The sequence below is a fragment of the Pantoea sp. EKM21T genome (assembly GCF_011800405.1).
Taxonomy (GTDB): Bacteria; Pseudomonadota; Gammaproteobacteria; order Enterobacterales; family Enterobacteriaceae; genus Pantoea; species Pantoea agglomerans.
Genome location: NZ_JAALFV010000008.1, coordinates 47,797 through 72,653 on the forward strand (window position 1 = coordinate 47,797; position 24,857 = coordinate 72,653).

General features: G+C 57.9%; 26 protein-coding genes. 16 read left to right on the forward strand and 10 right to left on the reverse strand.

Features of this window, described 5'->3' with window-relative positions; genetic code table 11:
• Positions 1-5: 5 nt before the first annotated feature.
• From HFD87_RS16950 to HFD87_RS16970, 5 genes are all read right to left on the reverse strand, one after another.
• Positions 6-1,139: an ROK family transcriptional regulator gene (locus HFD87_RS16950; protein WP_022624794.1), complete on the reverse strand. Its 1,134-nt coding sequence runs from the start codon at positions 1,137-1,139 to the stop codon at positions 6-8.
• Between the two features lie 305 nt (positions 1,140-1,444).
• On the reverse strand, positions 1,445-2,185 hold the full coding sequence (dnaC, locus tag HFD87_RS16955; protein ID WP_010258898.1) for a DNA replication protein DnaC: 741 nt from the start codon (positions 2,183-2,185) through the stop codon (positions 1,445-1,447).
• A complete protein-coding gene (gene dnaT / locus HFD87_RS16960) occupies positions 2,185-2,721 on the reverse strand; it encodes a primosomal protein DnaT (protein WP_069025553.1) in 537 nt (178 codons plus the stop codon). The genes dnaC and dnaT overlap by 1 nt, the downstream gene beginning before the upstream one ends.
• A 111-nt stretch (positions 2,722-2,832) precedes the next feature.
• Positions 2,833-3,513 carry a hypothetical protein gene (locus HFD87_RS16965; protein ID WP_031591008.1) on the reverse strand — a complete coding sequence of 227 codons (681 nt, stop codon included), beginning with the start codon at positions 3,511-3,513 and terminating at the stop codon, positions 2,833-2,835.
• A 75-nt stretch (positions 3,514-3,588) separates the two neighbouring features.
• Positions 3,589-4,275, reverse strand: coding sequence for an autotransporter (locus tag HFD87_RS16970; protein ID WP_010258902.1), 687 nt, complete (start codon positions 4,273-4,275; stop codon positions 3,589-3,591).
• 153 nt (positions 4,276-4,428) lie between these two features.
• On the opposite strand from HFD87_RS16970, the gene HFD87_RS16975 reads away from it, so the two are divergent.
• The 9 genes from HFD87_RS16975 (at position 4,429) to HFD87_RS17015 (ending at position 13,533) form a co-directional block, all read left to right on the forward strand.
• The gene (locus HFD87_RS16975; protein ID WP_060681394.1) at positions 4,429-4,995 is read left to right on the forward strand and encodes a DNA-3-methyladenine glycosylase I; all 567 of its coding nucleotides are present in this window, start codon (positions 4,429-4,431) and stop codon (positions 4,993-4,995) included.
• Between the two features lie 110 nt (positions 4,996-5,105).
• A complete protein-coding gene (locus HFD87_RS16980; protein WP_010258904.1) occupies positions 5,106-5,768 on the forward strand; it encodes an OmpA family lipoprotein in 663 nt (220 codons plus the stop codon).
• 135 nt (positions 5,769-5,903) lie between these two features.
• Positions 5,904-6,884, forward strand: a complete 981-nt coding sequence (locus tag HFD87_RS16985) for a LacI family DNA-binding transcriptional regulator (protein WP_061703506.1) — start codon at positions 5,904-5,906, stop codon at positions 6,882-6,884.
• A gap of 65 nt (positions 6,885-6,949) precedes the next feature.
• A complete protein-coding gene (locus tag HFD87_RS16990; RefSeq protein WP_167423708.1) occupies positions 6,950-7,975 on the forward strand; it encodes a LacI family DNA-binding transcriptional regulator in 1,026 nt (341 codons plus the stop codon).
• 139 nt (positions 7,976-8,114) lie between these two features.
• Positions 8,115-8,864, forward strand: a complete 750-nt coding sequence (locus HFD87_RS16995; RefSeq protein ID WP_167423709.1) for a sugar phosphate isomerase/epimerase — start codon at positions 8,115-8,117, stop codon at positions 8,862-8,864.
• A gap of 9 nt (positions 8,865-8,873) precedes the next feature.
• A complete protein-coding gene (locus HFD87_RS17000) occupies positions 8,874-9,839 on the forward strand; it encodes a sugar kinase (RefSeq protein ID WP_010671602.1) in 966 nt (321 codons plus the stop codon).
• Positions 9,840-9,871: 32 nt separating this feature from the next.
• Complete coding sequence (locus tag HFD87_RS17005; RefSeq protein WP_022624800.1) at positions 9,872-11,152, forward strand: MFS transporter; 1,281 nt, start codon at positions 9,872-9,874, stop codon at positions 11,150-11,152.
• Between the two features lie 74 nt (positions 11,153-11,226).
• Positions 11,227-12,201, forward strand: coding sequence for a glyoxylate/hydroxypyruvate reductase GhrB (ghrB, locus tag HFD87_RS17010; RefSeq protein WP_010258910.1), 975 nt, complete (start codon positions 11,227-11,229; stop codon positions 12,199-12,201).
• An 81-nt stretch (positions 12,202-12,282) separates the two neighbouring features.
• The gene (locus HFD87_RS17015; RefSeq protein ID WP_010258911.1) at positions 12,283-13,533 is read left to right on the forward strand and encodes a valine--pyruvate transaminase; all 1,251 of its coding nucleotides are present in this window, start codon (positions 12,283-12,285) and stop codon (positions 13,531-13,533) included.
• Here the strand turns inward: HFD87_RS17015 and HFD87_RS17020 are convergent.
• A complete protein-coding gene (locus HFD87_RS17020; protein ID WP_010671605.1) occupies positions 13,530-14,981 on the reverse strand; it encodes a PLP-dependent aminotransferase family protein in 1,452 nt (483 codons plus the stop codon). The genes HFD87_RS17015 and HFD87_RS17020 overlap by 4 nt on opposite strands.
• A 167-nt stretch (positions 14,982-15,148) precedes the next feature.
• Here HFD87_RS17020 and HFD87_RS17025 point away from each other — a divergent pair, with 167 nt between their 5' ends.
• Genes HFD87_RS17025 through HFD87_RS17050 form a run of 6 tightly spaced genes read left to right on the forward strand, consistent with a single transcriptional unit; the run spans position 15,149 to position 20,871 of the window.
• Positions 15,149-16,615, forward strand: a complete 1,467-nt coding sequence (locus HFD87_RS17025; RefSeq protein WP_167423710.1) for a hypothetical protein — start codon at positions 15,149-15,151, stop codon at positions 16,613-16,615.
• Positions 16,616-16,632: 17 nt separating this feature from the next.
• Positions 16,633-17,907: an acetyl-CoA carboxylase biotin carboxylase subunit family protein gene (locus HFD87_RS17030; RefSeq protein ID WP_010671607.1), complete on the forward strand. Its 1,275-nt coding sequence runs from the start codon at positions 16,633-16,635 to the stop codon at positions 17,905-17,907.
• Positions 17,895-18,602, forward strand: a complete 708-nt coding sequence (locus HFD87_RS17035; protein ID WP_022624802.1) for a class II glutamine amidotransferase — start codon at positions 17,895-17,897, stop codon at positions 18,600-18,602. Before HFD87_RS17030 ends, HFD87_RS17035 begins: the two co-directional genes overlap by 13 nt.
• Positions 18,603-18,607: 5 nt before the next feature.
• Entirely contained in the window at positions 18,608-19,408 is an 801-nt protein-coding gene (locus HFD87_RS17040; protein ID WP_010671609.1) for a hypothetical protein, read from the forward strand.
• A 29-nt stretch (positions 19,409-19,437) separates the two neighbouring features.
• The gene (locus tag HFD87_RS17045) at positions 19,438-19,938 is read left to right on the forward strand and encodes a YbaK/EbsC family protein (RefSeq protein WP_010671610.1); all 501 of its coding nucleotides are present in this window, start codon (positions 19,438-19,440) and stop codon (positions 19,936-19,938) included.
• 21 nt (positions 19,939-19,959) lie between these two features.
• Positions 19,960-20,871: an EamA family transporter gene (locus HFD87_RS17050; protein WP_033773205.1), complete on the forward strand. Its 912-nt coding sequence runs from the start codon at positions 19,960-19,962 to the stop codon at positions 20,869-20,871.
• A gap of 82 nt (positions 20,872-20,953) precedes the next feature.
• Here the strand turns inward: HFD87_RS17050 and ibpA are convergent, their stop codons facing one another.
• Positions 20,954-21,370 carry a small heat shock chaperone IbpA gene (gene ibpA, locus HFD87_RS17055; protein ID WP_010258920.1) on the reverse strand — a complete coding sequence of 139 codons (417 nt, stop codon included), beginning with the start codon at positions 21,368-21,370 and terminating at the stop codon, positions 20,954-20,956.
• 290 nt (positions 21,371-21,660) lie between these two features.
• On the opposite strand from ibpA, the gene HFD87_RS17060 reads away from it, so the two are divergent.
• Positions 21,661-22,029, forward strand: coding sequence for a YceK/YidQ family lipoprotein (locus HFD87_RS17060; protein WP_223564587.1), 369 nt, complete (start codon positions 21,661-21,663; stop codon positions 22,027-22,029).
• Here the strand turns inward: HFD87_RS17060 and HFD87_RS17065 are convergent.
• From HFD87_RS17065 to HFD87_RS17075, 3 genes are all read right to left on the reverse strand, one after another.
• Positions 22,004-23,263, reverse strand: a complete 1,260-nt coding sequence (locus HFD87_RS17065) for a DUF3748 domain-containing protein (RefSeq protein WP_167423711.1) — start codon at positions 23,261-23,263, stop codon at positions 22,004-22,006. The genes HFD87_RS17060 and HFD87_RS17065 overlap by 26 nt on opposite strands.
• Before the next feature lie 115 nt (positions 23,264-23,378).
• A complete protein-coding gene (gene yidA, locus HFD87_RS17070) occupies positions 23,379-24,188 on the reverse strand; it encodes a sugar-phosphatase (RefSeq protein ID WP_045139476.1) in 810 nt (269 codons plus the stop codon).
• Positions 24,189-24,287: 99 nt separating this feature from the next.
• Positions 24,288-24,767: a YhcH/YjgK/YiaL family protein gene (locus tag HFD87_RS17075; protein ID WP_010671614.1), complete on the reverse strand. Its 480-nt coding sequence runs from the start codon at positions 24,765-24,767 to the stop codon at positions 24,288-24,290.
• Positions 24,768-24,857 lie beyond the last annotated feature (90 nt).

The following is a 24,857-nucleotide window of genomic DNA, read 5'->3' on the forward strand; positions in this document are numbered from 1 at the left end:
AGCCACTAGATCATCCGCTGCTCACTCTGCTCCAGCACCGCCAGCGCCAGCCCGTTGGCCGGATCTATCCGTTGCTCAGGAAAGTGCAGCAGGGTATGTGCGGCGGTAAAGGCCAGCGCATTGCCGTGTGCGGTAGTGCGCACCGCCTTGCAGAAGACTTCACTGGCGTTCCACGGACAATCAATGATGATGGTGGCGGGATTGAGCAGCAGCATAATCTGACTCAGCGCCGCACCCAGATAGCCACCCGCCTGCGCCATCACCTCATCCACCACCCGTGGCGCGCTGTCGCGGTTCTGCCAGCTCAGGCCAGGCTGACGCTGCGCCAGCTGCTGTTTAACCGCAGGCTGGCTGACCAGCGCTTCCAGGCAACCGCGGCGGCCGCAACTGCAACGCGGGCCGTCGGGCTGGACAACCAGATGTCCCGCCTCGCCCGCCGTCCAGCTGTGCCCGGTAAATACTTCGCCATGCTGTACCAGTGCGCCGCCAATTCCCTCGGAAATACGCAGATAAAAGTGACCGCTCTCCACAGATAATCCACGTAGCTGTACCGCCAGCAGCGCAGCGGCTTTGACATTATTCATAATGCGGATGGGGAGACTGACGTGCTTACTCAGCGCGCCCAGCAGGTCAACATCCTGCCATTCGAGGGGCAATGAAATATGCATCCAGCCGCGCCGGGGATCGACGATACCGGGAAAACCCAGGCCAATGCCGAGCAAATCAGGATAGCTTTTCATCAGTTCCCGGCACAGCATCGCCAGCTCAGCCAGCAGTCGGGTCGGGTTACTGGTATCGGTGCGCAGCGTCTTTTCAGCCAGCACCTGTGAAAAATAGTCGCAGACCCGCCAGTGGATGACGTTGCGTTCCACCATGATGCCTGCGCTCTTGAGTTTTTCCGGCCGCAGGGTAATCCCGATTTTAGGCCGTCCGGCGGACGCGACGCTGACCGGCCCCAGCTCCTCTATCAGGCCCTGCTCCAGCAGGTCATCAATGATTAAGGAGACGGTGTTTTTGCTGAGTGTCAGCGCCTCCGCCAGATCCTGACGCGACGTCACGCGCAGCTTACGCAGCTGAGTCATCACCCGTTTCTGGTTATTCAGTCGCAGTAGTGCAGGGCCTTTGCCGTTCGTTTTCATTACGGGTTCACTCAACAGAGGAGTAAGAATTGAGTGTATCAGCCCATACGTATTCCACATCCCACACTTTTGCGGGCGGTTTCACACAACCCGATCGCCTGTGGCTAAGATCGTGACCGCGATCAGATCGTGGGATTAATGCTGGGTTTTCTGCTGCACCAGTGGCCGGACGTCGGAATGATCCTGACTCAGCGCGTCCGGCTGCGCCGGGCATGGGCGGAAAGGCAAAGGCGGTATAGCTCGTCGTTATGACGAGGGGCTTCAGGCCCGATGAGCGCAGTGACCCGGCGCTGCCGGGTCACTGTTTAATATTCGTCGCCGCGTACCCGACTGCGATAGCTTTCCCAGTCGAAGCGCACCCACAGGCTGTTGCCAAGGCGCATACGGTCCATGACACGTTCGCCCAGCAGCGTATTCATGCCCGCATGGTCGAGGTTGGATAACATGCCGGTCGGGCGTTTCGAGGAGGATCGGCGATCGACAATCTGGTTAATAATCACTTTTTCGTAGCGCGATTCGCTCTGCATACCGATCTCATCAATCACCAGCAAATCAACACTGCTGAGATCCTGAATCAGCCGCTCTTCGGTAATGCCGCTGCTGCCGCTGAAGGTGCCCTTCATGCTCGACATCAGATCGGCAACTGTCACGATCAGCACGCTTTTACCGCGCAGGATCAGGTCGTTGCCAATCGCGGCGGCCAGATGGTTTTTACCGGTGCCGGGACGGCCTGAAAAGACAAAACTGGCGATGCTGCCATCAAATTCAGCGGCATACTGACGCGCCAGTTCCAGCGCCTTGCGCTGTCCCTCATTCTCTACCCGGTAATTATCAAATGAGCAGTTCATATGCAGCTCTCGAATGCCGGAACGGCCCATTACGCGCTGCATTTTCATTGCGCGATTCTCACGCACAATCGCCTCTGATCGCAGGCGACCCTGCTCCTGATTCCACGCCAGCAGCTCTTCGCCATTGGCAAATTTAGGACGTGTGCCTGCGGGCATCATTTTTTTCAGACGGTTAAAGAGATCGTTTGGCGTTTTCATCATTCACCTCGGAAACCATCGGGAATGGTACGGTCAGGATCGGGCAACTGCGTGATATCACGCTTCGGTTGCCCGCCGTTTGCGGCACGGTTCATCTGAATGCTGCGTGCCAGTTTCTGTTGCCACTGTACATGATGGAACATCCGGCCTTCCGCCTGCCAGTAAGCCACAAAGGCCGCCAGCTCGCTGGGGGTCACCGGTTCGCCCAGCGACACACCCCAGATCGCGGCCTGGCGCGTAAAGTCGGCATCCGGCTGCCAGCCCTGATACATGGCGAACTTACCTGCCGGCGTATGGATCGCGGCGGGGGAATCGTCATACAGGCTGTCATCCAGCGCCACATCATTCGGCTGCCGGGCGGCGGCTTCCAGCGCCAGCAGCTCAGCCAGACGCGCCGGGGTGATGGCGTACATCACCGGCGCATAATTATCTAACACCGCCAGCGTGCCCTTTTCCGCCTGCTGCAGGGCAGTCAGCGGATCCTGTCGGAAGGCATCCAGGCCAATGAGCGTTGAAGTTAAGATTTTAGCTGACATGAAAAGACCTGAGGTTAACGAACACCTTGCGCCGGGAACCCGTCGCCGACGCAGAAGTGTTTATTGTACCTTTTTTAATGATGCGGATCGCTTAAAAAGCAAGAGTGCGGATCAGTGCGAGGTGACCGGAGAAGTGGCGTGACGGGCCGGTGCAGATTCGGTGGCCCGCACGCTGACAGCCGCGGCGGCCGGACGGGTCTGCCATAGATAGCGAACCGAGGCCAGCCAGCACAGGCCGTAACCCAGCAGTTCGGTACCCTCTTCGGCCATGTTTTTCACCACGCGGTTGTAATCGCCCAGCATCAGGTGCTGCCACAACGCATGAATACCAAACAGTCGTGAGAAGACCAGCACCACTAAAAAGCCGGAGGCCATCACCGGCCAGCTGCGGTGCTGCAGCAGCCTGGCCAGCGCATGCAGGGTTTTTTTCGGCGTCCGCAGCGCGACGGCCAGACAACCGGCCGTCACCGCCAGGGCGAACCAGATCCAGCTGCCATGCTGGATGGCATCAAACACAAAGTCGAGCTCACGGATCAGCATACAGCTATAGAAGCCCGCCACTAAGGTCAGCGCGCCGCGCTGAGCCGGACGGCGCTGGGCCGCAATAAAGAACAGGGCGGCAATCACCGCCAGCATGATTTCCTGGGTGGTTTCAGTAAAAGAGGTTTCGTGCAGCGCATCATTCATCCAGGCCACATCAATATAGATGGGCAATATCATCAGAGCGAGAAAGAGTGCTGCCAGTATGAAGACCGTCATTTCACGGCCAATAATTGTCAAATCGTTGCGCATAGTGTTACCAGTATAATGATTAGCGGACTCATTATATTTTAAACGCCCGATTCCCTTTCTCTTTTCATGCCCCGATCAGAAGCTGGCGCTGAAGCCAAAGGTATAAAGTTGCTGCTCCTGGTTATTCAGCGCTTCGCTTTGTGAAAACGCGGCGAAAGCCGCCAGATTATCGTTCAGAGGCACTTGTGCACCGATGCTCAGATCGATGCCTTCGGACTGATCGGTGCCGTTCGTCGCCTCACGCCGGGGATTCTGCGGCGTGTCTGCCAGCAGATAGTGATAACTCAGCTGCGCCCAGGGCGATATCCATCCCTGCTGCGAATCGATGCGCCAGCCGACGCTGGCGCTCTGCTCACGACTCTGCTGATCGCTGTAGTCACATTGCAGACAGTTCATCTGCTGCGGATCAACGGCATACTGCGCCACCGGCCCGGTGGTAAATGACGGGGCAATGGGCAGGTCAACCCCAGCCCGATAGCGTTTTCCCAGCGGGGTGGTGCCTACGCTGCCGGTTTCACTGTGGACGGCGATGGGTGACGCGGTGGGAGAGTTGATGGCGGCTTCAAACAGGGCGCGGCTCTCATCGCTGAAGGCGAGTGGCGTCAGGGCGATCTTCTCCGCCAGAATCGTATCGTAGTCGGGCAGAAAGTCGGGATGTTGAGGCGCAGAGATGCCGCCGCGCGCAAAAGTCGGTTGCGTTAAGATTAACAGCCATACAGCACAGCAGATCCGCAGACCTTTCCAACCGCTTCTCGGCAACATCGCTTCTCCAGGCAAGGCTGAAGTTATTATCCGGCGTTTAAATTAAATTTCGGCCCGTCTCTGTTATTTAACCGGTGATCGTTTAACTATCAACCGATTAATTCTAAGATCAAGCGGACCGCTAAAATATTCTCGTTATAAAGGAACAATGCGATGCAACGATGTGGTTGGGTAACGCAGGATCCCCTCTATCTGGCTTATCACGACAGGGAGTGGGGTGTGGCACAGAGAGACAAGCGTGCGCTGTTTGAGATGCTCTGTCTGGAAGGACAGCAGGCGGGGTTATCCTGGATTACCGTGCTGAAAAAGCGCGAAAACTATCGGGTGGCGTTTCACCAGTTTGATCCGCAGGCCATTGCGTTGATGGATGCGGCAGAGATCGACACGCTGATGCTCAACAGCGGCATTATCCGCCACGCCGGTAAAATCGCGGCGATTATCGCCAACGCTCGTGCTTATCTCCAGATGGAAGCGCAAGGCGAGGATTTCAGCCACTTCGTCTGGCAATTTGTCGATAACGCGCAAATCGTTCACCATTATCCTGACTATAGTCAGGCTCCCACCACCTCAGAGCAGGCCATTGCGCTCTCGAAGGCGCTAAAGCAGCGTGGTTTCAAATTCATCGGCCCCACAATCTGCTACTCCTTTATGCAGGCCTGCGGGCTGATAAACGATCATCAGAGCAACTGTTTTTGCCATCCTGACAACCAAAAGGCGTAATTCCCGCTAAATCAGGATTTTTCCTCACTACATTCCCGGCCACCAGGCGGCATAATCGTGCCACTTATGGGAAAGGTTTTCCCCTGTGTGTCGAATGTAAGGGAACAAAAATGCAGAAGAAATTAATCGCCATCACCTTGTTATTAAGCGGCAGTCTGGCCCTGCCAGGTTGTACCACCAATCCTTACACCGGCGAATCTCAGGCGGGTAAGTCAGGTGTGGGCGCAGGCCTGGGTGCGTTAGTGGGTGCCGGTGTCGGTGTACTCTCCTCGTCGAAGAAAGATCGCCGTAAAGGTGCGCTGATTGGTGCTGCTGGCGGAGCCGCACTGGGCGGTGGCGTGGGTTACTACATGGATGTGCAGGAAGCGAAACTGCGCGACAAGATGCGCGGAACGGGCGTCAGCGTGACCCGTAATGGCGATAACATCGTCCTGAATATGCCAAACAATGTCACCTTCGACTCCAGCAGCAGCAATCTTAAACCTGCCGGCGCGAACACCCTGACAGGTGTTTCAATGGTGCTGAAAGAGTATCCGAAAACCGCGGTAAACGTAGTGGGTTATACCGACAGCACCGGCACCCGCGCGCTGAACATGCGTCTGTCCCAGCAGCGTGCTGAAAGCGTCGCCAGCGCGTTGATCGTGCAGGGTGTTGCCAGCGATCGCCTGCGCACCCAAGGTGCAGGCCCGGATAACCCGGTTGCCAGCAACAGCACCGAAGCAGGCAAAGCACAAAACCGTCGTGTTGAGATCACGCTCAGCCCGCTGGGATAAACGCGGTCGCCCCCGCCCGGGGGCGCCTTTTTTCTGTAAAGCATCGCGTTAAAAGTATCAGTAATGTTTCTGCGAATAGAGCCAGCAGAGGCTTTATGGTAGTCTGATCAAAAATTGATCAATGGACGCTTTCCCATGTCTCTTAAAGCCATCGCCGCGGTTTTAGGTCTTTCCGTAACGACCGTCAGCCGCGCCCTCAATGGTTATCAGGATGTCGCTCAGGAGACGCGTAAACGCATCGAAGAGGAAGCGCAGCGGCGTGGCTACCGGCCTAATGCGGCGGCCCGGCGTCTGAAAACCGGCCGTGCTAACGCGGTGGGGTTCGTCTACCCGATCGGTGCCTCTCCCCTGAATGGCAGCGACTTCAGCGACATGCTGCTGGCGCTGGAGCATCACCTTGCCCGTTATGACATTAACCTGCTGTTGCTGGCGGATAAGCAGCAGAGTCAGGCGACGCTGACACGCCTGCTGCGCAGTGGCGCCGTTGATGCCCTGATCGTCGGCCACACCACGCCAGAAGACAGTCGGCTTCATGCTCTGCTCCAGACCAATTTTCGTTTTCTGGCGCTGGGCCGCAGCGATCTGCCATCGACCTATGCGTGGTTTGATGTTGATCACCTTGCCGGTTCACAGCTGGCGGTGGGCTGGTCGCTGGCGCAGGGACGGCAGCGGATAGCCTGGCTTGGCAGCAATGAAAACAGTACGCGGGTGCGTGACCGGCGTCAGGGTTATCTGACGGCGCTGGGGGAAGTTACGCCTTACGCGATGGCGGCGGTGGCACCGTCGCGTCGCGCCGGCTATCAGCAAACCCGGGAGTGGCTGGCAGAGGGGCCAGTACCGGAAGTGATCATCACCGACTGCGCTGCGCTGGCTGAAGGCGCGGCTCTGGCGCTGCAACTGGCGGGGCGTGCAGCGGGCGAGGGTGCCATTCTGCTGGCGGGCTGGGAAGGATTGCCGCGAGATGCGATTCTCGATCATCCCATTGTCGCCATTCGTCAGGCGACGCCGCATCAGGCCGGTGAACAGGTGGCTGAAATGGTCATCCGGCTGATTGATGGCGCACCGCCAGAGACGTTACAGACCCTGTGGCAACCCTGGCTGCAATTACCGGCGTAGCGCTTTTTGCGCCGGGCTTTGCTTGTGCTAGTCTCTGCCGGGTTTCTTATTACTCAGGATATCTCATGAAAATCAGGCCGCCTCGCGCCACCATCAGCGATGTTGCTCACGCGGCACGAACCGGTAAAACCAGCGTTTCACGCTATCTCAATGGTGAACTGCATCTGCTCTCTGCCGGTCTGAAAGCGCGGATCGAACAGGCTATTGCTGATCTCAGCTATCGCCCGAGTCAGATGGCGCGTGGCCTGAAGCGCGGACGTACCCGCCTGATCGGGCTGATTATCGCCGATATCACCAATCCCTATTCTGTTGATGTCATGAGCGGTATTGAAGCTGCCTGCCGCGAGCAGGGCTTCACGCTGCTGATGTGTAATACCAATAACGAAGTGGATCTGGAGCAGCACTATCTGCAATTGCTGAGCAGCTATCAGGTTGAGGGCATTGTGGTTAACGCCGTCGGGATGCGCGAAGAGGTGCTGAACCATCTGCAACAATCCCTGCTGCCGATGGTGCTGATTGACCGTAAAATCCGCGATTTTCCCTGCGATGTGGTGGGCCTGAATAACGCCGAGGCAGCTGAAACGGCAACGCGGCATCTGGTCGACAATGGCTATGATGCGCTGCTGTTTCTTAGCGAGCCGCTGGGCAGCGTCAACACGCGCCGTGAGCGCCTGCAGGCCTTCCGCCAGCTACTGGCAGAGCATCCGCAGGTTGAGCATGAGAATACGGAAGTGGCGCTGCATCAGCCCGCCGCGCTGGATCAGGCGCTGCTGGCCTTTCATCAGCGTCACACCGGCAAACGTTGCGCAGTGATGGTCGCCAACGGGGCGCTGACCCTGCAGGTAGCGCGATCGCTACAGCGACTCAATCTGCACTGGGGCCGCGATATCGGCCTGCTCGGTTTTGACGAACTGGAGTGGGCGGCGCTGGCCGGTGTCGGTATCACCACGCTGAAACAGCCCACCTGGCAGATTGGCTACAGTGCGCTGGAACGGCTGATTGCGCGCATCGAAGGCAGCGGATTGCCGGTTGACGAGCAGGTCTTTTCTGGCGAACTTATCGTTCGCGGCTCCAGCCAGCCTCTTAACTGAATTTCAGATTTAACCTTCCGTTTACGTGCTCGCTTCGTGAGCACGATCATAATTTCACAGTTTGCTGCTTTGCTTTGGAACCGGTTCCATTTAGGGTTTTTGTATTCGTTATGGGCAGAACCCTGCCATGGAGTAGAACATGAAACCTGACATCATCGTGGTGACCGCCGCATATGGCCACTCACAGATCGCCGCTCTCGGCGGTCAGCGTGCGCTGCTGCCGATTATCCAGCAGGCGGGCGCAGACGGGGTCGAAATCCGCCGCGAACTGCTTGATGACGCGGCACTGGCCGATCTGCCGGCACTGGCCCGGGCGGTGGCGCAGCATCAGCTGCACAGCAGCTATTCGGTGCCCGATACGCTGTTTTGTGACGGCGGCGAAATCAATCCCCGTATAACCCACTACGTTGAAGAAGCACGCCAGTTAAACGCTCAGCGGCTGAAAGTGGCGCTGGGAGAGTTCACTGGTGCGCTGCCTCGCGAAGCGTTGCAGGCGCTGCTGGCAGATCTGCCGTTTCAGCTGACGGTGGAAAATGACCAGACTGAGCATGGCCGACTGGCTCCGTCAGTCGCCTTTTTCACGGCGGTCAGGGAAGCGGATCTTCCGATCAGCATGACCTTTGATATGGGTAACTGGTGCTGGACCGGTGAGGATGCCGATCAGGCGGCGCAACAGCTGGCTGCGCAGGTGGGCTATGTGCATGTCAAAGCCGCCGTGGCGCACCAGGATAGCTACCGTGCGATTGCGCTGGATGAGGCTGATGACCACTGGCGCACACTGCTGCAACAGTTGCCCGCACAGGCAGCGCGCGGTATTGAATTTCCGCTGGAAGGCGACGATCTGACTGCGGTGACACGCCACTATGTGTCGCTGCTGCGTAACGTGTAAGGAGTGAAGATGACCACGCATCACACTATGCATCACAACGGTCCGCTTGATGTTGTCACTATCGGTGAAGCGATGGCGATGTTCATCGCCCGTGAAACCGGCGACCTGGCCGCAGCAGAGACCTTTGTTAAACGCGCGGCGGGCGCTGAACTCAATGTGGCGACCGGCCTGGCTCGTCTTGGCCTGAAAGTGGGCTGGGTCAGTCGTATTGGCGATGACGCTTTTGGCCGGTTTATCTGCCAGCAGCTGGAAAAAGAGGGTATCGACCACGCCCGGGTGACGGTCGATAAGCGCTATCCCACCGGTTTTCAGCTCAAGTCCAAAGTCGACGACGGCTCTGATCCGCTGGTGGAATATTTTCGTAAGGGCTCGGCGGCCAGCCATCTGTCGGTCGACGATTTTGACGCGGACTATTTTGGTTCGGCGCGACATCTGCACCTGAGCGGTGTGGCAGCGGCGCTGTCAGAGAGTTCGCTGGAGCTGCTGAAGCACACCGCCAAAGAGATGCGTGCGCGCGGTAAAACTATCTCGTTTGATCCTAACCTGCGGCCGGTGCTGTGGCGCAGCGAAGAGGAGATGCGTAAGCAGCTCAATCTGCTGGCGGAGTATGCCGACTGGGTACTGCCGGGCGAAAAAGAGGGGCTGATTCTGACCGGCTATCGTCAGCCAGAAGCGATCGCGGATTTCTATCTCGATAAGGGCGTGAAAGCGGTCGTGATTAAAACCGGTTGTGACGGTGCCTGGTATAAAACGGCGCAGGGCGAGCAGGGCCAGGTTGAGGCGATAAAAGTCGACAACGTGGTGGATACCGTAGGCGCCGGAGACGGCTTTGCCGTTGGCGTCATCAGCGCCCTGCTGGAAGGTCAGTCGCTGCCGCAGGCGATTCGTCGCGGCAACAAAATTGGTTCGATGGCGATTCAGGTCATTGGTGACAGCGAAGGTCTGCCGACGCGTCAGCAACTGGGCGACGTGTAGTTCGCGCCCCTCTACAGTCACAGGAGTTCCCGATGAAAAAGCAGACAATCGCGCCAAAACGCTGGTGGTTCATCATGCCCATCGTGTTTATCACCTACAGCCTGGCGTATCTCGATCGTGCAAATTTTAGCTTCGCTTCTGCTGCCGGGATTAATGACGATCTCGGCATCACCAAAGGCATGTCCTCGCTGCTGGGTGCGCTGTTCTTCCTGGGTTACTTCTTTTTCCAGATCCCGGGTGCAATTTACGCCGAACGCCGCAGCGTCAAGAAACTGATCTTCTGGTGCCTGATCCTGTGGGGCGGCTGTGCCTCACTGACCGGCGTGGTCAGCAACATTCCGATGCTGGCGGCCATTCGCTTTATTCTGGGCGTGGTGGAAGCCGCGGTGATGCCCGCGATGCTGATCTACATCAGCAACTGGTTTACCAGGTCGGAACGTTCACGCGCCAACACCTTCCTGATCCTGGGTAATCCGGTCACGGTGTTGTGGATGTCGGTCGTGTCAGGCTATCTGATCGAATCGTTTGGCTGGCGTGAGATGTTTATCTTCGAAGGGATTCCGGCGGTTGTCTGGGCGATCGCCTGGTGGTTCCTGGTGCAGGATAAGCCGGCGCAGGCGCGCTGGATGAGCGATGCCGAGAAAGCGGCATTGCAGGCTGAACTGCAGAAAGAGCAGGAAAATATTAAAGCGGTGCGCAACTACAGCGAAGCGTTCCGCAACCGCAACGTGATCATTCTCTGCCTGCAATATTTTGCCTGGAGCATCGGCGTCTATGGCTTTGTGCTGTGGCTGCCGTCGATTCTGCGTAACGGCACGCAGATGGGCATGGTAGAGGCGGGCTGGCTCTCTGCGGTGCCTTATCTGGCGGCGACCATTGCGATGGTGGTGGTCTCGTGGGCTTCGGATAAAACCCAGAACCGTAAGCTGTTCGTCTGGCCGCTGCTGCTGGTGGGCGCGCTGGCGTTCCTGGGCTCTTATCTGGTGGGATCGAACAATTTCTGGATGTCCTACACCCTGTTAGTGATTGCCGGTGCCGCGATGTATGCGCCTTACGGACCGTTCTTCGCCATTATTCCTGAGATGCTGCCACGCAATGTCGCCGGTGGCGCAATGGCGCTGATCAACAGTATGGGTGCGCTGGGGTCGTTTATCGGTTCATGGATTGTCGGCTATCTTAATGGAGCCACCGGCAGCCCGTCCGCGTCCTACATCTTTATGGGATCGGCCCTGCTGGTTTCGGTGTGGCTGACGCTGATTGTGAAACCGGCGCAGAACAAAGCGCCGCCGCTGCAGGGTGCGAAACCCGCCTGAAAGCGTAAACGTTAGCCTCTATTTCTCCGGGCGGCCTGCAAGCCGCCCGCTACTTATTGACCGGGAGCCACCGAATGAAACCCGCTGTAATTCTCTATAAAAAACTGCCCGACGATCTTTATGCTCGCCTGGCTGAACAGTGTGACGTGACGGAAATCAGCGATCTCTCGCCGGAAAGCCAGCAGGAACATGCTGCGGCGTTCCAGCAGGCAGAAGGTCTGCTGGGATCGGGCGGTAAAGTGAATGGTGAGCTGCTGGCGAAGATGCCCAATCTGCGCGTCTGCTCCAGCGTCTCTGTAGGCTATGACAATTTTGATGTAGATGCGCTGAATCAGCGTCACGTGGTGCTGATGCACACGCCGACCGTGCTGACCGAAACCGTGGCGGACACCATGATGGCGCTGGTACTGAGTACCGCCCGTCGGGTGCCGGAACTGGATGCCTGGGTCAAAGCGGGCAACTGGCAGAAGAGCATCGGTCCGGCACAGTTCGGCATCGACGTGCACCATAAAACGCTGGGTATTCTCGGCATGGGACGTATCGGGATGGCGCTGGCGCAGCGCGCCCACTTTGGCTTCGGTATGAAAATCCTCTACAACGCCCGCCGCGAGCATGAAGAGGCGCAGTCGCGCTTTGGCGCACAGCGCTGTGAGCTGGAGGCGCTGCTGAAGCAGAGTGATTTCGTCTGCATCAGTTTGCCGCTGACTGAAGAGACGCACCATCTGATCGGTGCCGCCGAGCTTGAACTGATGAAGCCGGATGCGGTGCTGATCAACGCCGGTCGCGGGCCGGTGGTGGATGAGAATGCGCTGATCGCCGCATTGCAGGCGGGCAAACTGCATGCCGCCGGGCTGGATGTGTTTGAGCAGGAGCCGGTCTCTGCCGACTCTCCGCTGCTGTCGCTGCCCAATGTGGTGACGCTGCCGCATATCGGTTCTGCCACCCATGAAACCCGCTACGGCATGATGCAGGATGCGGTAGAGAATCTCCTCGCTGCACTCGGTGGAAGCGTCGAGAAAAACTGCGTGAACCCGCAGGCGCTGAAGTAATCCCCTCGCCTTTCCATTGCGCCCGCCCATGGCGGGCGTTATGGTGGACCCCCGATTCGCTATCACAAATATTTAACCGCTATGTCTTTTTCTCAGTTCGGCGACAAATTTACCCAACATTCCGGCATCTCACGTCTGATGGAAGATATGGGCGCGGGCCTGCGAACGCCCGGCACCATCATGCTGGGCGGCGGTAATCCGGCGCAGATCCCGGCCATGAACGACTACTTTCAGCAACTGCTGCAGCAGATGCATGAGGAAGGCAAACTCAGCGAGGCGCTGTGCAATTACGACGGCCCGCGCGGAAAAGCGACGCTGCTGGCGTCGCTGGCCGGGCTACTGAGCGATCAGCTTGGCTGGCCCATCACCGCACAGAACATTGCGCTGACTAACGGCAGCCAGAGCGCCTTCTTCTATCTGTTCAATCTGTATGCGGGGCGCCGGGCCGATGGCAGCAAAAAGCGGGTGCTGTTCCCGCTGGCGCCTGAGTATCTTGGCTATGCGGATGCCGGCCTGGAAGAGGGGCTGTTTGTGTCGGCGAAGCCGAACATTGAGCTGCTGCCTGAAGGTCAGTTTAAATATCATGTCGATTTTGAGCATCTGCCGATGAATGAAGAGGTCGGGCTGATCTGCGTATCGCGCCCGACCAACCCCACCGGCAACGTGATCACCGATGATGAACTGATGCAGCTCGATGCGCTGGCACAGCAGCATGACGTGCCGCTGCTGATCGACAATGCCTATGGCGTGCCGTTCCCCGGCATCATCTTCAGCGAGGTGCGCCCGCTGTGGAACCCCAACATCATTCTCTGCATGAGTCTGTCGAAGCTCGGCCTGCCGGGTGCGCGTTGCGGCATCATTATCGCTGACGAGAAGACCATCACCGCGCTGAGCAATATGAACGGCATCATCAGTCTGGCGCCCGGCAGTATCGGTCCGGCCATTGCCAATGAGATGATCCGTCGCGGCGATCTGTTGCGGCTCTCCGAAGAGGTGATTAAGCCGTTCTATCAGCAGAAGGTGCAGCAGACCATTGCGATCCTGCGGCGCTATCTGCCGGAAGACCGCTGCCTGATCCACAAGCCGGAAGGGGCGATTTTCCTCTGGCTCTGGTTCCGCGATCTGCCGATCACCACCGAATTGCTTTATCAGCGGCTGAAAGCGCGCGGCGTGCTGATGGTGCCGGGCCACTTCTTCTTCCCGGGACTGGAACAGGCGTGGCCGCACACCCATCAATGTATGCGGATGAATTACGTGCCGGATGCAGAGAACATTGAGCGGGCGGTGCAGATTCTGGCGGAAGAGGTTGAGAACGCCTGGCGCGACAGCTAATCCTGCGAATCGGTTAACGACAGCTGGCACCACTGTGCCAGCTGCTGAATCGCCTGTTCCACCTCTGCATTCCAGCCAAAACCGGCATTCAGCCGGAAACAGTGATCGTAGCGCTGGTCGGTGGCAAAAATGTGGCCCGGCGCAATGCCGATGCCCGCGTTGCGCGCTTTCAGAAACAGCTCGCGCACGTTCAGCGCCTGTCGGGGCATCTCAACCCACAGCACATAGCCTCCTTCCGGATCGGACACCCGGGTTCCCGCCGGAAATTCCCGTAACACTGACTGACGCATTTCACGGATTTGTCGTGCCAGCTCACGCCGCAGCTTACGCAGATGAGCATCATAGCCGCCGCTGCGCAGCAGTTCCGCCACCGCCGCCTGCGACAGCACCGAGGTGCCCATGGTTGAGGTATATTTCAGTGAGGCGATTTTGCGCATGTAGTTGACGCTGTGAACCCAGCCGATACGAATGCCTGGCGCCACGGTTTTAGAGAAGCCGCTGCAGAGAATGGCGTTGGGGCTGAAGGCGCGCATCGGGAAAGGGCGGCGTTCACCAAAGGCGGTATCGCCAAAAATATCATCTTCAATAATCACCACATCGTTTTCATCCGCCTGCCGCGCAATATAGGCCTTATGCTCGTTGGGAATGCTTTTTCCCAGCGGATTGTTGACGTTGCACAGGGTGAGAAAGACCCGCACCGCCTTGCGCTGAAACAGCCCGGTGAGCTTCGCGACATCGACATACCCTTCCGGCCCGGCTTCCACTTCAATCACCCGTAAATTGAGGTTATGCAGCATCTGCAGCAGCACGAAATAGCAGGGTGATTCCACGGCGACTACATCGCCCGGCTGGGTCGTGGCGCGTAGCGACAGCGAGATCGCCTCAATGCAGCCGTTGGTGATCAGAATATCGTCAGCGCTGATATTACAGCCGTAACCCACTGCCCGGCGGGCAATCTCTGTTTTCAGCGGCGCATAGCCGGTGCCCTTCACCGTATTCCCGAGCAGGGCCGGTTTGCTGTAGCCCATCTGACGCATCAGCAGGCCGATGCGCTTGACCGGATAGAGCGCACTGTCACCGTTGGCCAGATCGAGACGCACCCGGCAGTCTGAGCCAAGCATCGCCAGATGAAGTTCTGTCTGCTCATCAAGCGGCGCGATGGCGCGCGGCTGTTCGCTGACGGCGGGCAGCTGACGGGAAGAGGGCCGCTGCGGCGCAACAAAAAAGCCCGATTTGGGGCGGGCAACGGCGTAGCGCTCATCTTCCAGCGTGCGCAGTGTCTTCAGGGCGGTGGTGAGGCTGACATTGTACTGCGTCGCCAGCGTGCGCACTGACGGCAGACGGCTGTCAGGTGCCAGCGAACCGGCATGAATGGCCTGCTTGATCTGTTCTGCGATCTGGCGGTAACGACTGCTCTGACTCTCCTGTTCCCCGATAATATCGGCCATCTGTTCCACCCCATATCGCGCTGATCTGTGCATATTCAACAGAGTACATTCAAAGTACTTTAGGCTGCATCTCTTAATTATTCATAACGCTAAACGGCCCGGCGACCCCGTCAGCCCCGGGCTTCAGACCATAAAGTGATTCTGTTCACCTGAGGAAAACGTGAGAAATGAATAATCTGCCCGCCATGATGAAGGAGATGGAAGCGTATCTGTCACCCGCCATCATTGAGTCTGCTCAGCGCTGCTCTCTTCGCCTGCTGGCAGCGTTGCCGGATCAGCAGCAGCTGGAGAATAACCGTGTGCTGCTCGCCTATGGCGGGGGAAAAGACAGCAGCTACATGGTGGCTTACGTGCGTTACATTCAGGGACTGATCTGGCAGCAGCAGGGCAGCACCTTTCATCTGCGGATCAGCACCAATCGCCATGCGGCGATGAATCAGAGCGTAATGGAGAATATCCACCGCGTTTATCAGTCGCTGGCGATGCATGACGATGAACGGGTGGAGTGTCTGGTGGTGGATGGCCTGCTCATCCGGCCGTTTGACCGCGACCTGCCGATGCCGGAGAGCGTGCGGCGGCAGAACCGTAATGACGTGCTGATGAATGGCCACCGGTTTCGCGCCGACGCGCGCTCGACCTTCTGCAACGCCTGTAATCTCAGCATGGTGAACTCCTTTAGCCTGGCGGCAGACTACAACGGTGGCGTGGATCTGATTGTTACCGGCGACTCGCCACAGGAGCAGGCCGCCTATGTCGCCTGGGCGCGGCACCTCTCACGGCTGTTTGATGCGCCGGTGGCGGACAAAACCCGGGGCTTCAGCGGGTTTCTGCAGACGCTGGATGGCGTGGCAGAGCGCTACTTCAGCGATGTTTATGGCGCCGATCAGCTGACGCCTGCGCACCGCATCACCCACCAGCTGGCGCGCAATCCACTGTTCTTCAACATCTATCAGGACACCGCCTATGAAGCGGGCGCGCACTGGGCACTGCTCAGCGAATTTATGCGCTTCCGTTTTGATGCGCTGATGTTCAGTTTTTCCGAATCCGACTGCGGTAATCCGACGCTGATGGCGCACCTGCGCGGATTGCGGGCAGAAACGCTGCTGCAGCGCCACTATGCCGAAGGGATCCGCGAATATGTGCGCTTTGCGCTGGGACTGATGGTGAAGAAAGATTTTCCGCCCGCGCTAATCGATGAGATGGCGGCGCGCTATCAGGATGACGCCGCGATCCAGCGGCAGCGGCAGCGCGCGGCGGACTTCGCCATACAGGCGTTTGACCTCAGCGAAGATCAGCTGATCTGCATGATCTACTCCCCGTTCCTGGCGCAGGGAGAGCAGCTCGGACACTGGCTGATGCAGCAGCAGATTACGCTGGATGAGGCGGCCATCCGCGATCTGCTTGAGCAACGCAGTGAGGATGGCGCGCTGGCACAGCAGTTAACCCGGCTCTCCGGCATGACGCTGACGCAGATGCGACACTGCTGGCAGAGCAAGCCGGTCAGTTCGCTGCTGGAGGGCAAAAGCGCCGATCCGCTGTCGCGCGTGCTGCGTTTTGATCCCCACAAAGCGGTGATTCAGGTCAATAACGGTGTACTGAATGACATCGTGACAGAAATCATTTCCGGGCGTTAACCCGGTAAGGCGAGGCGATGAAAAAGATTTTTCTGCAAATTGGCGCCACCCGCGACGGGCAAAATCCTTACTGCGCGGTGGCGAAGCGCGACGGCTATTTTACCGTGCTGGCTGAAATGGGTGATTTCGTCGATTACCAGTCGTTAAGCCTGGCTCTGCCGTTTGATCTGATCATTCGCCTCGATCGCCCCGAAAATCCCTGGGAGGTGATGCAGGCCTATCTGCACGCCGGTTTACTGGCGCATCCGCTGGTGGTGCTGGCGGGCTTTGAAGCCTACAACGCCAGCGCCGGACGACTGCGCGAGATGCTGGCCGGGCCGGATGCGCCCGCTGCCTTTATTCCGCTGGATAAATATGCGCAGCGTATGGCGCTGAAAAAAGCCTGGCCGCGCTTCCCGCAGCCGGAGTTCCGCTTTTTCGCCTCGCCGCTCAGCATTCTGGATGCCGGACAGGCGCTGATCTATCCCTGCGTCGTGAAGCCGGTGGATGGCGGCGGCGGCCTGGGCATCTGGCTGATTGAGCATGCCGATCAGCTGCATAGCGTAGTGAAACAGCTGGTACAGACCATGAATTACGGCGGACGCGGCTTCAGCGGCTTTATTGTGGAAAGCGCGCTGATCGGCGATGAGTTTTCATTACAGGGCGTGGTGCATCAGGGACATCCCCAGGCGCTGACCTGCTGCCAGAAGGTGATTGAGCAGCACCGGGATGCTGAGGGCTGCGTCAGCTTTTATGAGTCGGGGCATGTGGCGATGGCGGCAGCGGCCCTGCCGGTCTCGTTCAGCAGCCTGATGACATTCTGTTGCGAAACCTTTGGCTACCGTCAGGGTGCATTTCATATCGATTTTATTGTGGTCAACGGCGTGCCACATTTCCTGGAGATGGGGTTCCGGCTCTCCGGCATGGGCGTGGCGACGCTGGTGCAGGAGGCGACTGGCATCAACTGGGCGGAAGTCACCTTCCGGTTAGAAGCGGGCGGCGCGTTACCTGTCTTTGCCTTCACCACACCCGGTGCGGTCGGCCAGCTGCGGTTGCGGCAACCGGCGCAGCTGCAGGCTGCCGAACGCTGGATCGATCAGCATCAGCAGGGCGCGTTGTTACCGCCACTCAGATTGCCTGCGTTACAGGTTTCGTCACGCTCATCGCTCTATGCCGACCTGACGCGTCACGCGGGCATTCTGGCCACTTTCAGCCTGACGGCCACAGCGCGTGAGCCGATTATGACCACTTTTCAGCAGGTGATTGCCGCGCAGCCGGTGGCGGCCGGGAGAGATAAAGTATGTGCAGGATGATTCTGGCGCATGGCCGGTTCGACAGCGCAGAGATTCTGGAGGCGGCGCGCGCCATGAGCTGCGGTGAAAGCGCCGAACACGATGGCCCGATCAAATCACACCCTAACGGCTGGGGCTGTCTGTGGCTCGAAGAGGGTGAGATTCGTACCCTGCACGGCACCGGCGCGTTCGCAGAAGCGCTGCCCGGTATCGATGTGGATCGGCTGCGCAGCCGGTTTCTGGCGGTGCATGTGCGGCACGCCACGCTGAGTAAAAATCAGGGACTGGCGTTTTCTCATCCGCTGTGGCGCAACAGCGCCGGACATCAGTGGTACATGATGCATAACGGCTTTCTGCCGACGATTTACCGCCAGCTCGGTCTGGCCGAATCGCGCTTCGATTCAGAAGAGTATTTGCGTTATCTGGTGGATCAGACCACGCCTGCCGATTTCACCCGCGACTATCTGCGCGCAAAGATGGCGCAGGTAGAGCCGGGCGGCAGCGCAGGGAATGCCATTTTCGTCACCCGTGACAAAGCCTGGGCGTGGCAGTGGTATCCGCACGACACGCCCTGGCCCGACTATTTTACGATGCATTTTCAGCAACAGGATGGTTGCACGCTGATCGCCTCTGAACCCGTGGCAATACCAGGCAGCGCTGGCAACTGGCGGCGAATGAACAATCATGAACTCTATGAAATACCGTTTAGGGAGTGATAAACATGGCAATTTTCAATCAGTTCCGCGTGATTAATCCCAACATGTTTGTGGAATCGACCTGGCTGGATGACATCGTTACCGCACGGGTGCCGCTGCTGGTGTTGCGTAATTTCCTGACGCCAGAGGTGCGGGAAGCGGTGGTGACCGACCTGCAGAGCTGCCGGGAAAAGATCCGTGTCTCCCACTATCCCAATGGCGCGCTGACCACGCTCGGCCCCTATCTGGCGCGTCATACTGCGGCTCCCGATAACTATTTTACCGAGCTGCGCGATATCCAGCCGGCGTTGCCGCCCTCACTGAATACGCTGCGCGAACAGATTTACCGCTGGGTTCAGCATGCGCTGCGGCTGGAAAGTTTACGCATCGCCCACGAACCGGGTTGTGGAGACTATGCCGGTTCTATCGTGCGCTTTCATGCCAATGGCGTCGCGAACCCGCTGCATAACGACAATATCGTGCGCGACGCCGCAGAGACTTCGCTGGTGGTGACGCAAATCCTGCATCAGCTCAGCTGCGTGGTCTGCCTGCAGGAGTGCAACGCGGGCGGAGCACTGCGTATCTACAACAAAAAGTGGTCGCCAGAGGATGAGCAGTTCAAAACCGCCGGGGAGCTGGGTTATCGCAGTGGGGTGATTGAAAACAGCGAGATCTGCGAATTTTCACCACGCAGTGGCGATATCTATCTGTTTAATCCTGCGTTTTATCATGAGATCGATCGGGTCGAAGGCGATACCCGTATCACCATGGGTTTCTTTTTCGGGCTGACCGATAAAAAAATGAAACACGCTATCGCCTGGAGCTAAGCCGGGCTGTGCCAGAACAGGAGAAGGGAATGACGACGTTTGAAAAAATTACTGCGCTGCTGGATCAGCAGCAGGCCAGCTACCGCGTGGTGGAACATGAGGCGATAGGGCAGACCGAACAGATCAGCCAGATACGCGGTAACCTGCTGGGCCAGGCGGCCAAAGCGATGGTGCTGGAGGTCAGCATGCCGGACGGTGCGCCATCGCGTCAGCTGCTGGCGATAGTGCCGGGCGACTGCCGGATCAATTTCAAAAGTGCGGCGCGCGCCATCGGCGGCAAAAAATCCTCTTTCGCCGCTCCGGAGCTGGCGCAGGCGCTGACGGGCTGTGTGATGGGCGCGGTACCGCCGTTTAGTTTTGATGACCGGCTGGCGCTGCGGGTGGATACCCGACTGCAACAGGTCGGAACGTTATGGTTTAACGCGGGCGAGCTGGATAAGTCGATCGCGCTGGCTGCAGATGATTATTTTCGCATCGTGGGTGAAGGCTGCTGTGCCGATATCGCGACCCCGATTGCGGTCACCGCCTGACGGCAGGACAAGGAGTTTCTGATGTCGGTAAAAGATATGCTGTTAGCGCTGTGCGTGGTGGTGGCGTGGGGCGTCAATTTTGTGGTGATCAAGCTGGGGCTGCAGGGTATGCCGCCTTTTTTGCTCGCCGGGCTGCGTTTTACCCTGGTCGCCTTTCCCGCCATTTTCTTTGTGCGTCGCCCGCCGATTCCGCTGCGCTGGCTGGTGGTTTATGGCATGACCATCAGTTTTGGTCAGTTCGCCTTTCTGTTCCTGGCGATCAAGCTCGGCATGCCTGCCGGTCTGGCCTCGCTGGTGCTGCAGGCGCAGGCATTCTTTACCCTGTTGCTGGGCGCGCTGTTGCTGGCGGAGAAGCTGCGCTGGAATCATATCGTCGGGATTATCATCGCTACGCTGGGGATGTTTTTGCTGGCGACGGCTGGCATGGAAGGGCAGACCAGCGCCGGTATTACGCTGACCACCATGATGCTGACGCTGTCGGCGGCGCTCTCATGGGGACTGGGTAATATCACCAATAAGATTATTATGCGGAACCGCAGCGTGCCGATCATGTCACTGGTGGTCTGGAGTGCGCTGGTGCCGATCGTTCCTTTCTTTGCCTGTTCGCTGCTGTTTGATGGTCAGGCCGCCATCGTTTACAGCCTGCTGCATATCGGCCTGCAGACCGTGCTGGCGCTGTTCTATCTGGCGTTTGTCGCCACCATTGTGGGTTACGCTATCTGGGGGAATCTGCTGAGTCGCTACGAAACCTGGCGCGTCGCGCCGCTGTCGCTGCTGGTGCCAGTGGTGGGGATTATTACCGCCGCGCTGGTGCTGGATGAGCATCTCTCCGGGCAGCAGATGCTGGGTGCGGTGGTGATTATACTGGGACTGCTGGTCAATGTGTTTGGTGGCGTGCTGGGTCAGCGCTTAGCGATGCGAACGCAGCCGTAAGGGTAAATCTGCCTTCAGATATAAGGGCAAAAAAAAACGCCGCTAACGCGGCGTTTTTAATGACTGTTTCAGAACCTCAATATTACTTCAGAATCTCAATACGGCGTGGTTTCGCCTCTTCCGGCACCAGACGTTCAAGATCGATGCTCAGCAGACCATTCTCGAGACGGGCATCGCGCACCACAATGTGGTCGGCGAGCTGGAATTTACGCTCGAAGTTACGCTCGGCGATACCCTGATACAGGTATTTACGCTCGGTCTGCTCTTCAGGATGGGCACCCCGCACGATCAGCACGTTATCGTGCGCCGTGATATCCAGTTCGCTCTGAGCAAAACCGGCCACCGCAATAGTAATGCGATAGTGATTTTCATCGACCAGTTCAACGTTATAGGGAGGATAGCCGCCATTGCTCTGATTCTGATTAGATTCGAGCAGGTTAAACAGGCGATCAAAACCGATAGCAGAGCGATAAAGTGGGGTGAGATCAAAATTACGCATATTAAGACTCCTGAATTTCAGCAAGTTTTGGCAACCTTCCACTACTGGACAGGCTGGATACGGCACCCCACTGTCCCTTGCGGCAACGGTGAGTGCGTCCGTAAACTAAAAATGGGTGCCACAAGACCATTTTCAAGAGGGCGAAATGCAATTTTTTTCGCCAATTTGAGGAAATGACATACACTCAGGACTACATTTGCCAGACCCAGACGGACTTCGCCCCAGAGTGTTGACGTTGTCTGGCAAGCAAACTCAGCCAGGCTTATGCCATGACTGAAGGGATGATGATGATGAAATTGATGAAGACCTTACCTCTGGCTGGAGTGGTGTGCTGCGCAATGGCAACAACCGGCTGTTCCAGCGTGATGTCTCACACAGGTGCGAGTCAGGGCTACTATCCAGGCACCCGTGCCAGCGCTGATATGCTGTCCGATGGTGATACCAGCTGGGCGCTGAAGCCGCTGGCGTTAATCGATCTTCCTTTCTCTGCCGTGCTGGATACGCTGCTGCTGCCGTGGGACTACTACCGCAGCGACAAAGATAAATCTCTCGACTCTCCACGTGAACGCATCCTGCAGAGCGAAAGGCTGGCGCATACGCAGGAAAGCCTGGCGCAGGCGCAGCCTATGCCTCCTATGCGGTCACTGCCGCAACCGTAAAGAGTTGCCGCCAGCCATTCACCTCACGCATATAAGCAATCTGTGTACCATCAGGTGACCAGACCACCGCGTCACCTGATGGCGCCTCTTCTGTTCTGCGGGTCAGACGCTGACACGCGCCGCTCTCAACGTCACATCGCATCACGCTGTTATCGCAGACAAAAGCGATCGCCTGGCCGTCAGGATGCCAGCTAAAGGCGGACTGAATGCTGTGGCTGAGTCGGGTGATCTGACGCGGTTCGCCGCCGTTGGGGGAGACCGTCCAGAGCTGGATCACCTCTGCGGCATCCGCCATCAGAAACGCTATCTGGCTGCCATCCGGTGCGGCGCGCAGCCAGTGGCGCGGTTGCAGAGCTACACCACGGCTGTGGGTCAGGCGACGCTGCTGCACGCCAGCCGGTGGCGCAGGTAACTGCTGGCTGCTGCCCTCCAGCGGCATCTCTCCGGCGCGGGCGTAATCCTCCAGCGCATCAGGCAGATCAACAATAAAAACTTCAGGCCGTTTTTCGCCCTGCGCCGTCAGCGTGTCGCCAATAAAGGCGATCGCCCAGCGCTGCCAGCTGCCGTCCGGCTTCTGGTAGCCACGCTCACCGACCCAGCACTCCTCACAGGCACGATTAATCTGGTCACTGCCTGGCAGCGGTTCCGCATGCGTCTGGCTCACCAGCAGGCAAAAAAAGGTGCCGTCATATTCGCGCGGATGCTGCTTTTCGGGCGTTACCGCGCAAAGGGGCACCGCGATGCCGACGTTGCGCAGATCGAGCCGGCTATCCAGTTCGTGCATCACGTGGTCATTGTAGGTAAAGCTCAGGCGAGAACCATCGGGACTGAAGACATGTACATGCGAGCCGCCACGCAGCGCGCCAGGGGTAAACGGCGGCGTGATATCGCAGGCATCCAGATTCACCGCTGCACCGTTCTGAAAGATCACCCCGCGCCGGTGGTGGAAGTCATACTGCCAGCTGGCATCGGGATGTTCCGGGCCATGAATGCAGACGTAGCGCGGTGGCAGATCGGGACTGACCGTGACGACGCCGACGTGAGCACCATGCCGGGCCTGATAGAGCACCTCCACCTCACCGGTCATCACATTGACCCGCTCAATGGTCTGACTGGTAAACGACGCGCCCGATGGACGAACGTCAAACGCCAGCCACTGGCTGTCGGCAGTCCAGACATTAATATTGGTGAGCTGATGCTGACGGGCAGCAAAGGTGATCTGTTTTTCTGACATGATGAAACCCACGGAGAAAGAGTTGCCCGACAAATTACGCGATTCTGTTTTGCGGTGCAGCATTTTTGCCGGGTTAGGGGATCCGGGCCGAAGCGGCCCGGCAGAGAACAGGCCGTTACAGCACTAACTCTTCGATGGCATGCGCGACGCCATCTTCCATATTGGTTTTGGTGATGAACTGCGCGATTTTCTTAACAGAGTCAATGGCATTCCCCATTGCGACACCCGTTCCTGCGTATTCGATCATCGCCAGGTCATTCTCCTGATCGCCAATTGCCATCACTTCTTCCTGCTTCAGGCCGAGCTTCTCAGCCAGCATTTTGACGCCCTGGCCTTTATTCACCCGACGATCGAGGATTTCGAGGTAATAAGGCGCGCTCTTCAGGATGGTGTAGGTCTGCTGAGCATGCTCGGGCAGGCGGGCAATCGCCGCGTCGAGCAGGGCAGGCCGGTCGATCATCATCAGTTTCGGGAAGCGCATGGCACGATCCATCTCCTCCACCGCGCGGTAGCGCACCGGAATGCCGGTCAGGCTCGCTTCATGGATGGTGTATTCGCTGATGTCTTTGTTAGGGGTATAGAGATGGGTTTTGTCGAATGCCTGGAAATGTACGCCAAGCTCACGCGCCAGGTTCTCGATGTAGAGGTAGTCGTCAAAGGTCAGCGTCACTTCCGCCACGCACTCACCATCTTCGGCCTGATGAACCAGCGCACCGTTGTTGCTGATCGCGTACTGGCCGGGCGTCTGCATATCCAGTTCCATGAGATAGCGCTGGATACCCACAAACGGCCGGCCGGTGGTCAGAACAATCGACACCCCTTGCTGACGGGCGCGATCCAGGGCGGATTTCACCGCCGGCGTGATCTCATGTTGCGGGTTGAGCAGGGTGCCATCCATGTCGATAGCGATCAATTTAATAGCCATAGAGTCCTCGTAGCGTCTGGGTTTTGTTCAATGCTAGCGCGATTCAGCGCACATTGACCAGTTTCATGGCAGGCGAGAACGGCCAGCTGACCACCAGGTTCAGGCGGTAAAGAGATCGCGGTGGATTTTAATCACGGCTTTTCGGATTGTTGCGGGTTCGCCAGGGGCGCAGCAGGGACGATGGATATCGTGCGGGAAAAAGAGCGCGAACATGCCTGGCATCAGCGTAATCACTGACTCATTCAATATTTTCTGATAAAAAACGACGTCACGCTGCTGGGCAAAATCTTCGGTGATGTGCTGGTCGGGATGGGCGCGGGCCACGCCAATATTTTCGGTGCCTGTCAGCAGATACTGAATATCGATGTAGTTGAAGTGGGACTCCGCTTTACGTGCGCTGGCCGGTTCGGTCATCATCTCCTGCACCAGACAGAACATTTTGTTGTCGGGCAGGATCTCATATTTGCCGGTTTCCAGCTGGCTGAAATCTGTGCTGGCAATCCAGCTTATCGCCTGATCGACTACCGGATGAAAGGCGTGACGTTCTCTGTCCCAGTCGTGACGATCGCAAACAATCATGGTGTAACTCCCTGTGTGGAATAGTGCGCGGTAAATGCGCAAAGAGGGGCAAGAGTAAGGGAGCAGACCGGGTTAAAACGTGATCGGGAT

Coding starts and splice junctions, on each gene's coding strand:
- HFD87_RS16950 (WP_022624794.1), bottom strand. CDS start 1,139: ATGAAAACGAACGGCAAAGGCCCTGCACTACTGCGACTGAATAACCAG.
- dnaC (WP_010258898.1), bottom strand. CDS start 2,185: ATGAAAACGCCAAACGATCTCTTTAACCGTCTGAAAAAAATGATGCCC.
- dnaT (WP_069025553.1), bottom strand. CDS start 2,721: ATGTCAGCTAAAATCTTAACTTCAACGCTCATTGGCCTGGATGCCTTC.
- HFD87_RS16965 (WP_031591008.1), bottom strand. CDS start 3,513: ATGCGCAACGATTTGACAATTATTGGCCGTGAAATGACGGTCTTCATA.
- HFD87_RS16970 (WP_010258902.1), bottom strand. CDS start 4,275: ATGTTGCCGAGAAGCGGTTGGAAAGGTCTGCGGATCTGCTGTGCTGTA.
- HFD87_RS16975 (WP_060681394.1), top strand. CDS start 4,429: ATGCAACGATGTGGTTGGGTAACGCAGGATCCCCTCTATCTGGCTTAT.
- HFD87_RS16980 (WP_010258904.1), top strand. CDS start 5,106: ATGCAGAAGAAATTAATCGCCATCACCTTGTTATTAAGCGGCAGTCTG.
- HFD87_RS16985 (WP_061703506.1), top strand. CDS start 5,904: ATGTCTCTTAAAGCCATCGCCGCGGTTTTAGGTCTTTCCGTAACGACC.
- HFD87_RS16990 (WP_167423708.1), top strand. CDS start 6,950: ATGAAAATCAGGCCGCCTCGCGCCACCATCAGCGATGTTGCTCACGCG.
- HFD87_RS16995 (WP_167423709.1), top strand. CDS start 8,115: ATGAAACCTGACATCATCGTGGTGACCGCCGCATATGGCCACTCACAG.
- HFD87_RS17000 (WP_010671602.1), top strand. CDS start 8,874: ATGACCACGCATCACACTATGCATCACAACGGTCCGCTTGATGTTGTC.
- HFD87_RS17005 (WP_022624800.1), top strand. CDS start 9,872: ATGAAAAAGCAGACAATCGCGCCAAAACGCTGGTGGTTCATCATGCCC.
- ghrB (WP_010258910.1), top strand. CDS start 11,227: ATGAAACCCGCTGTAATTCTCTATAAAAAACTGCCCGACGATCTTTAT.
- HFD87_RS17015 (WP_010258911.1), top strand. CDS start 12,283: ATGTCTTTTTCTCAGTTCGGCGACAAATTTACCCAACATTCCGGCATC.
- HFD87_RS17020 (WP_010671605.1), bottom strand. CDS start 14,981: ATGGCCGATATTATCGGGGAACAGGAGAGTCAGAGCAGTCGTTACCGC.
- HFD87_RS17025 (WP_167423710.1), top strand. CDS start 15,149: ATGAATAATCTGCCCGCCATGATGAAGGAGATGGAAGCGTATCTGTCA.
- HFD87_RS17030 (WP_010671607.1), top strand. CDS start 16,633: ATGAAAAAGATTTTTCTGCAAATTGGCGCCACCCGCGACGGGCAAAAT.
- HFD87_RS17035 (WP_022624802.1), top strand. CDS start 17,895: ATGTGCAGGATGATTCTGGCGCATGGCCGGTTCGACAGCGCAGAGATT.
- HFD87_RS17040 (WP_010671609.1), top strand. CDS start 18,608: ATGGCAATTTTCAATCAGTTCCGCGTGATTAATCCCAACATGTTTGTG.
- HFD87_RS17045 (WP_010671610.1), top strand. CDS start 19,438: ATGACGACGTTTGAAAAAATTACTGCGCTGCTGGATCAGCAGCAGGCC.
- HFD87_RS17050 (WP_033773205.1), top strand. CDS start 19,960: ATGTCGGTAAAAGATATGCTGTTAGCGCTGTGCGTGGTGGTGGCGTGG.
- ibpA (WP_010258920.1), bottom strand. CDS start 21,370: ATGCGTAATTTTGATCTCACCCCACTTTATCGCTCTGCTATCGGTTTT.
- HFD87_RS17060 (WP_223564587.1), top strand. CDS start 21,661: ATGAAATTGATGAAGACCTTACCTCTGGCTGGAGTGGTGTGCTGCGCA.
- HFD87_RS17065 (WP_167423711.1), bottom strand. CDS start 23,263: ATGTCAGAAAAACAGATCACCTTTGCTGCCCGTCAGCATCAGCTCACC.
- yidA (WP_045139476.1), bottom strand. CDS start 24,188: ATGGCTATTAAATTGATCGCTATCGACATGGATGGCACCCTGCTCAAC.
- HFD87_RS17075 (WP_010671614.1), bottom strand. CDS start 24,767: ATGATTGTTTGCGATCGTCACGACTGGGACAGAGAACGTCACGCCTTT.